Origin of the sequence: Mesorhizobium sangaii, from assembly GCF_014207355.1 — a bacterium.
GTDB classification, from domain to species: domain Bacteria; phylum Pseudomonadota; class Alphaproteobacteria; order Rhizobiales; family Rhizobiaceae; genus Mesorhizobium; species Mesorhizobium sangaii.
The window spans coordinates 37,265-44,709 of sequence record NZ_JACHEF010000014.1; the positions used below are offsets into that span (position 1 = coordinate 37,265).

General features: G+C 60.8%; 6 protein-coding genes and 3 pseudogenes. 5 read left to right on the forward strand and 4 right to left on the reverse strand.

All coding sequences use genetic code 11. The features are described 5' to 3' along the window. Window positions 1–1,297: 1,297 nt before the first annotated feature. Both HNQ71_RS33250 and HNQ71_RS33255 read left to right on the forward strand, forming a co-directional pair. Window positions 1,298–2,683 carry a serine hydrolase domain-containing protein gene (locus HNQ71_RS33250; RefSeq protein ID WP_184878903.1) on the forward strand — a complete coding sequence of 462 codons (1,386 nt, stop codon included), beginning with the start codon at window positions 1,298–1,300 and terminating at the stop codon, window positions 2,681–2,683. Window positions 2,684–2,882: 199 nt separating this feature from the next. Further along, a pseudogene (locus HNQ71_RS33255) lies at window positions 2,883–3,112 on the forward strand (DUF6429 family protein). A gap of 13 nt (window positions 3,113–3,125) precedes the next feature. Here HNQ71_RS33255 and tnpC read toward each other — a convergent pair. The 3 genes and pseudogenes from tnpC to tnpA all read right to left on the reverse strand — a co-directional run. After that, window positions 3,126–4,684, reverse strand: a pseudogene (gene tnpC, locus HNQ71_RS33260) (IS66 family transposase); the annotation flags it as partial. Window positions 4,685–4,782: 98 nt separating this feature from the next. Continuing rightward, window positions 4,783–5,076: an IS66 family insertion sequence element accessory protein TnpB gene (tnpB, locus tag HNQ71_RS33265; RefSeq protein ID WP_246462377.1), complete on the reverse strand. Its 294-nt coding sequence runs from the start codon at window positions 5,074–5,076 to the stop codon at window positions 4,783–4,785. 50 nt (window positions 5,077–5,126) lie between these two features. Then, window positions 5,127–5,570: an IS66-like element accessory protein TnpA gene (tnpA, locus tag HNQ71_RS33270; RefSeq protein ID WP_343068316.1), complete on the reverse strand. Its 444-nt coding sequence runs from the start codon at window positions 5,568–5,570 to the stop codon at window positions 5,127–5,129. An 82-nt stretch (window positions 5,571–5,652) separates the two neighbouring features. On the opposite strand from tnpA, the pseudogene HNQ71_RS35315 reads away from it, so the two are divergent. Further along, window positions 5,653–5,994: pseudogene (locus HNQ71_RS35315) on the forward strand (amidase); the annotation flags it as partial. A 53-nt stretch (window positions 5,995–6,047) separates the two neighbouring features. Here the strand turns inward: HNQ71_RS35315 and HNQ71_RS35320 are convergent. Beyond that, window positions 6,048–6,506, reverse strand: a complete 459-nt coding sequence (locus tag HNQ71_RS35320; RefSeq protein WP_246462380.1) for a transposase — start codon at window positions 6,504–6,506, stop codon at window positions 6,048–6,050. 192 nt (window positions 6,507–6,698) lie between these two features. On the opposite strand from HNQ71_RS35320, the gene HNQ71_RS35325 reads away from it, so the two are divergent. Further along, window positions 6,699–6,848, forward strand: a complete 150-nt coding sequence (locus HNQ71_RS35325) for an amidase family protein (RefSeq protein ID WP_246462387.1) — start codon at window positions 6,699–6,701, stop codon at window positions 6,846–6,848. 415 nt (window positions 6,849–7,263) lie between these two features. Further along, the coding region (locus tag HNQ71_RS33285) for an ATP-binding cassette domain-containing protein (protein ID WP_184878923.1) at window positions 7,264–7,445 on the forward strand (182 nt) is incomplete at its 3' end.

Consider the following 7,445-nt stretch of genomic DNA (forward strand, 5'->3'; position numbering starts at 1 on the left):
CGGGGCAGGTTGATGAGTTCGGGCGTTCGAGGGGGGATCAACTCGGCCGGTGGCTGCCGATTTCACCGATTTCGCCGTCATGTGGGGGCAGTTCGCCCCTCGTGCCAGATGTAGCCCATTTGAGGCGAGATTGGCCATGCCGATCTTTGTCCTGGCCGGTGCGATACCGATGGTCCGCCGCACGAAGAGGCCCCTGCGGGACTTCTGCTGCGCGAAGAAGTGTTCGACGAAGGCGCGGAGTTTTGAGCGCCGGCCATTGGCCCGTGCCATCGCCTCGCTCATCGGCCGGCCTTTCGGCTTCTTGTGGTGAATGTCGGAGAAGTAGCCGTGCTTCTCCAGCCGCGAAGGCGCCTAGCCCCGGCCGGGGCGATCGGCAGCTGTGTTGATAGCGGGGTCCTGCTTATTGCGCGGAAATATGGAGTCCGATTCCGCGATCGTTGACAGCCATCGTCGTGGCTGGACCGGCGGTGATCCTCCGCTACGCGCTGGGCGGGGTTATCATGGGCATGCTGCGCGAGCTGGCTATGGCCATTCCCGGCATCAGTCCTTCCCGGAGTTCTCGCGCATCGGGCCTTGGCCACTGGGCGAGGTTCCTGAGCGGCCGGCTGTATTTGTATTTCTGGGTGGTGTGGTCGCGATCGAGGCCATTGCCTAGGCCGTGATCCTCCCGTCGTGGATCAGGGTTCCCGTTTGGCTGATCGGCGTCGTGCTGATGGCGCTGCTAACCGTCAACCTGATGTCGACCAAGTCATAAGGCGAATTCGAATTCTGATTCTCATCGGATCAAGGTTGCCGGGATCGTCGCCTTCATCGCTATTGCCGGAAGTATGCCTGCGGGATCAATGGCGGCTTGGGACCTACCTTCGGCAACCTTACCGTACATGGCGTCTTTGCGCCGGAAGGCTCGACGGGGGTGCTCCCGCGATGACAAGCGTGATCTTCGCCTTGGTTAGGGCCGAGATCGTGACGATCGCCTCTGGGTGAAGGCTCATGGCTGATCCTTCTTGCTGACTGAGAACCAGATATCTGCGCCCGAGTACATCGCCGTGCAACTCGCTGCCAAAGCGCCGTTCGAATTCGCCGACAGTGTCTGAGGTGAGGTCGACGAGCCAGAGTTGGTGGGCGCCTGCGAATATGCGAGGCGCCGTGCAGCCCGCGCGCTCCCCGGCCGGAAGCTGTCGCGGTGGAGCTTGCTGGGATCATAACAGTCGAAGGCTGGGCATAACAAATCCTGGCTATCAGGTTGCATATGGCCGAGGCTAAAACTCATTATGCAAATCACGAGGGGCGGAGTTAAATGACCGACAATCGCGACATTTTAAAGATGAGTATCGCTGCTGCCCCGGTCCCATTTCTCCCGGGACCGGGGAAGGCTCAATCCACGGTCTCTCATATGGACGCCAGCCACGACTGGCTGCCCGATCCGATGAGACCCGATGCGCCGATGATTCCACGGACGGGGTGGGATCTTTCGCCATACAACCGCTGGACCTTTCAGCATGTTCGCGAGTGGACGCCCACCGCCTCGATCTGGCGCGGTTCGGGCCCCGTCCAGCCGCTTCCGCAGCGGCCTACCGACATCGATGGCATCACGTTCGAGGTCGAAGGACGGCGCCACACCATTCGCGAGTTTTTGAACCACAGCTATACTGACGGGTTCCTCGTTCTGCACCGCGGCGAAGTCGTCGCTGAAAAGTACATGAACGGCCTGGAGCCGCACACTCCTCACCTCGCCATGTCTGTCACCAAATGTATTACGGGGACTTTGTTCGGCATACTCGTCGGCAAGGGACTCATTGACCCGGACAGACTGGTGACACAGTATCTGCCGGAACTCGAAGCGACCGCCTATCGTGGCGCCAAGGTGCAGCATGTGCTGGACATGACGGCAGGCGTGAAGGTCGCGGGACCGTATACCGAGCCATATACGCCGGGACACATGTTCCAGCTGGCGGCTGGCTGGTGGCCGCTCGAATACGCCAAATACCCAGATTATCCTAAGAACACTTGGCAGGCCGTCCTTAGGTTGACTGAGCAGGAGGCACCTCATGGCTCGCGCTTCTCATATCGCTCGCCCGAGAACAACGTGCTGGGCTTTATCATGCAGCGGGTTACCGGCAAGATGATTCCGGAGCTTTTCAGCAGCGAGCTATGGGCGCCGATGGGGGCGGAGGAAGACGCCTATATCACCGTCGACCGTGGCGGCTTTCCCTGCACGGATGGCGGCTTCAATGCGACTCTTCGTGATTATGCCCGGTTCGCGCTACTGCACCTGCGCGGCGGAAAGCTGAACGGGAAGCAGATCGTCCCGTCGGAATGGATCGAGGAGACGCGAACAGCTGATGACCATCTGTTCCAGATACACGGGGAAGAACCTGGTGCTTACCACAACTGTTTCACGATCCATGACCCGAAACGGCGCGACTATAGCCATGGTGGCCATGGCGGCCAGCTGATTTACATGGACCCGGAAGCCGATTTTGCTGTCGTAAAGCTGTCGTGCCAGCCCCACCAATATTGGCAAATCACCTCATGGTCGGTGCGGGCAGATACGAAATTTAAACAAGCCGCCGAAGCGGCATTGTCTTCTGCAGCGAAAGCGGAGCTGGCTCATACTGTCGAAGCGCAGAAAATGACTCGTCCGGCGATCTGCGCCATCAGGGATGCCCTGGCCAGCAGCTGAGTGGCTGGAGCTGAGTGGCTGGCCGGTGCGTGACAAACGGATCGTCTGCATTAATCCCCTCAGCTGTCTGTTCACGATCGTAAACGAGGGTTGGATCGAGAACGACAACTGGTTTTTCCGCTCGTGAGCTGTCGATCGGTACCTGGTAACCATCCGGTCTGGGCCGCGGCAGACGCGCGATCTGTGCTAGATTGGGCGGATGGAGATCGACGCGGACAAGATCGATGATGCGGTCTTGGCGCTGCTTTGGCTGACGCTGCACAATGAGCGATGCGCCTGGAAGAGCTTCGATTGGGATGTGACGGATCGTCTGCATCGGAAGGGGCTGATTGCAGACCCTGTGAACAAGGCGAAGTCCTTGTGACGGACGAAGGTCTTCAGCGGTCGGAGGAACTGTTCCGCGCGCTGTTGACGCGGCCGAGGCCATAAGGATCTGGCGAGGCTGCCAATTCCACGGAAGCAGTTCTTGAAGCCGGTTCTGCGGCGTATCGGCGATGCGGGCGAGGACGTCGGCCAGCCAGGCCTGCGGCTCGACGTCGTTGAGTTTCGCCGTCATGATCAGCGTCGCCATGGCCGCCGCCCGGGCAGCGCCGCGTTCGGAGCCGGCGAACAGCCACGACTTTCGACCGAGGGCAAAACCGCGCAGCGCCCGTTCGGCGGCATTGTTCGTAAGACAAATCCGGCCGTCCTCGATGAAGCGGGCAAAGCCGCCCCACCGCCGGAGCATATAATCGATCGGCTTGGCGACAGAGGCCGAGCGCGACAGGCGGGAGCACTCGTCCCGCAGCCATTCTTCGAGCTTCGTTAACAGTGGGGCACTTCTTTCCTTGCGTGCCGCCAGCCGCTGTTGAGCATGCAGGCCGTTGATGCCGCGCTCGATGTCGAACAGCGCGTCGATGCGCTTCACCGCCTCCAACGCCACCGGTGAGATCGACGGCGCCTTCTTTCCGCGCCGCGCATTGGCGGCAATGTCGGCCAGCTCGAAGAACTGGCGTCGCGCATGGGCCCAGCACAGCGCCGGCGTGATTGGTCCCTGAGCCCGCGACGGATCGTAAAGCGTGTTGTACCCGCTATAGGCGTCGGCCTGCAGGATGCCGGTGAAGTCTTGCAGACGGCGCTCGGGGTGATCCTGTCGTCGATCGCGCGAAGCGTAGTAGAGCGCGGCCGGCGGCGAGGTTCCGCCAAACGGCCGGTCGTCACGGATATAAGTCCATATGTGGCCCGTGGCCGTCTTGCCCTTGGCCAGGATGGGCACGGTGGTGTCGTCGCCATGCAGCCGCTCTGCGGCAAGCACATGGGGTTCTCGATCAGCGCATGCAACGGCTGCAGCACCAACGTGCAGGCGCCGACCTGGTCGGCCAGCGTCGACACGCTCAGATCGATGCCCTCGCGGGCATATCGTTCGCTCTGCCGGTTCAGCAGCTGATGCTGACCGAACTTCTCGAACAGGATCATCGCCAAAAGGTTCGGGCCGGCGAAGCCCCGCGGGGTTACGTGGAAGGGCGCCGGCGGCTGCGCGATCTTCTCGCATTCCCGGCACGAGAACTTTTCGCGCACCGTCTGGATCACCTTCCACTGGCGCGGGATCACTTCCAGCGTCTCCGTGACGTCCTCGCCCAGCTTCGACAGTTTCGCCGAACCGCAGCAGGGACAGCTTTCGGGCGCGGCGATGACGACGCGCTCGCGCGGCAGGTGCTCTGGGAACGGCTTGCGCGACGGCCGCTTGCGCTCGAACGATTTGACCAACTGCGTCTGCGCCGCAGCTTTCTCGGCCGCCAGCTCGTCCTCTGTCGCGGCCGCCTCAAGGTCCTCCAACTGCAGTTCCATCTGCGCCAGGAGCCGTTCCTTGCGCTCCGAGCGGCTGCCGTAGAGTTCGCGCCGCAGCTTCTCGATCTCCAGCTTGAGGTATGCGATCAACGCTTCTGTCGAGGAGCTCACCGCTTAAGCACGCGCCGCAACGGCCTCCGCCTCCATGCGCGCGGCCCGCTCGGCGAGGATCATCGCATGGGCGCTAGCAAGATCGGACGGAAGCGAATCAAGGGCGGATTTCACAGGCGTGAGCGAATCACATCCTCCCCCCGATCGCAAAGACAAAACCGTTATCCCATCGATGTCGGGCGCCAGGTTTCCTGCGGATTTCGCCAGTCGATCCCGGAGAGCAGATAAGCGAGTTGGGCTGTCGAGATCGTCACCGCGCCGTCGGCCGGCGATGGCCACAAAAAGCGTCCCCGCTCCAGTCGTTTGGTGAACAGGCACGCCCCCTGGCCGTCGTGCCAGATAACCTTCAAAAGATCACCCCTGCGGCCGCGGAAGCAGAACACATGGCCGCTCAAGGGATCGCGCTTGAGTACCTCCTGGACCTGCAGCGCCAGCGACGGAAAGCCCTTCCTCATGTCGGTGTGACCAGTGGCCAGTCACACCCGAACGCCAGTCGGGACCGGAATCATCCCTGGCGCGCCAGAACCCGCAGAACACGGGCAAGAGCGTTGACATCGACCTGATTGTCGACCCGCACGAGATAACCATCAGAGAACACGATTTCGATCCGCCCCGCACCCGGCGCAGGAGCACTGGTCATCCTTGGCGGCGAAGATTCTGTCGCTGCCGCGGCGCCGTCGACGACTTCAACCGGCAGAAAGGCGCCGGCCGCACGAGCGCGTCTCACCCCAAGGGCGCGACGCCAGCGATAAATCAGCGACCGATCGAGATCATGGCGGCGCGCCACCTCGGTCACCGTGGCCCCGGGCTCCAGCGTTTCTGAGACAAGCTGCTCCTTCAGCGCCGTCGACCAACTCCGACGCCGACCCGTCCCACTCACAATCTCCATCCGATGAATGGACACGTGGCTATCCTCGCTGCTTGCATCGTGGTCATTGAAATCAACCACGACAACAGCGCTTCACCTCCTCACAAACAAGGCGGTCCTCACCGGGTGCTAACGGTACCTGGCAAAGAAAGATGAAATTGAAATGAGGTTAAGTGAATACGTAGAATACGATGCCACCGGGTTGGCTTCTCTCGTGAAGGCCGGTGAAATAGATTCCATAGAACTGACGCGGTTAGCCCGCGAGGCTAACGACGAAGTCAATCCGCGTGTCAACGCTGTCATCGAGTTCTACGCAGATGCTGAGACCATTGCTAGCGTGGACACTGGACTCTTCAATGGTGTGCCATTCCTTCGCAAGGATTTCGGAGCCACTGAAGCTGGCCGCCTCCAGGAACAAGGAAGCCGGCTGTTCAAGAGCTATCGCCCCAACACCGACAGCTATTTCTTTCGTCGTGCCCGGAATGCTGGGCTCCGGACTGTCGGAAGAACAACAACACCAGAGCTTGCGGCATCAAACACCACTCCACCGGAGGTATTTCACCCACTTATCCAAGTCGTCCAGCGCTCCATCACAGCCGCACGGTTGGCGGCAATCCAGTCGGGGTCCATTTTGACTACTTTTGACAGATTGTCGGGCGCGGTGACAAGCGTTGACGCAAGGTCCGGATCAAGGCGCGCCCGCGGCTGACACATGCGCGCGCACTCGGTGCTATCGAACATCTGCACCAGATGCGCCGAAGACGAAAGTGCGGCCAGGTGGTCGAAGAAGGCTTCGAATACACCCGCCTTGCTCAGCCGGTCGAACCGTTTCCACACTCTGTTCCAATTGCCGAAACGCTCCGGCAGCGCCCGCCAGGTGATGTTGTGGACCAAGAAATAATGCAGAGCCTCCAGGGACAGTCGGTCGTTCCGGCCCTTGGCTCCGCGTTGTGGCAGCGAGGCCCGGAAGACCTCAAGCGCCACCGCCCAATCCGCTTCCGTAATCTTTGTGGACATCGCCCGCCTCCAGAATCGGTCGGCAATCCGTGAATCAGACCGGATCCTCTGGCGGACCCTAAAACCTATACCTCGAGACAATTCGTCCCCACGCAGCCGATCGTCGCCCATCCGCATGGCGGCATTTATAGTCTGATCCACCCGACCATCTCCGCAGAAGAGTGGACGGAGAAGGTTTGCCAAGGTTGCCACATGCCCGTATTCAATATCACCGGGCAACCTTCGGTATCCTTGCCTCTGGCGCAAAGCGCCGACGGGCTGCCGATCGGCCTTCAGATCGTCGGCCGTTTTTGGCGAAGAGGCCACGCTGGTCCGTCTCGCACGCGATCTGAAGGAAGCTAGACCATGGCGGGATCGGCGGCCAACGGCTCGAGCAGCGAACAACTGACTTAGCACGCGATGAGCATCGTGATCTTTCATGTCCCGCGCACAGCTTTTTTGTGCGACCTCAGCGGAACAAGAATGCAAAACAGTCCGGAAGTCCCGCCGGCCTCGCGTCGAGGTTAACGTTTTCCCGCAATCCGCGCGTTCTGGTTCACCAGTCTCGGCCCGCTCCGCACCACAATTAGGCGCCGACTAACGCTCTCCGGTCATAACCAATAGGGTTAGATCATAACAGCACGGGCTTGTGCTCGACTTCCCTGTGTCTAACATAACCACATAAAACGGCAGAGACCGTTCGGATCGGGATCGGCGTGAACCCTTGGTGGACGTCAGCCCGATGTGAGTTTAAGCAACAAACCAGAGTGGGAACACAATGAAGGGTGAAAGTGTCACCGTCCGCAATATCGCGAAACGCTACGGATCGGTCACTGCGGTCGAGGGTGTTTCCGTCGATGTGAAAGCGGGAGAGTTTCTCTCGCTCCTGGGGCCCTCGGGTTCCGGCAAAACGACCCTCTTGATGATGATCGCGGGCTTTGAGCTGCCGACTGCGGGGCT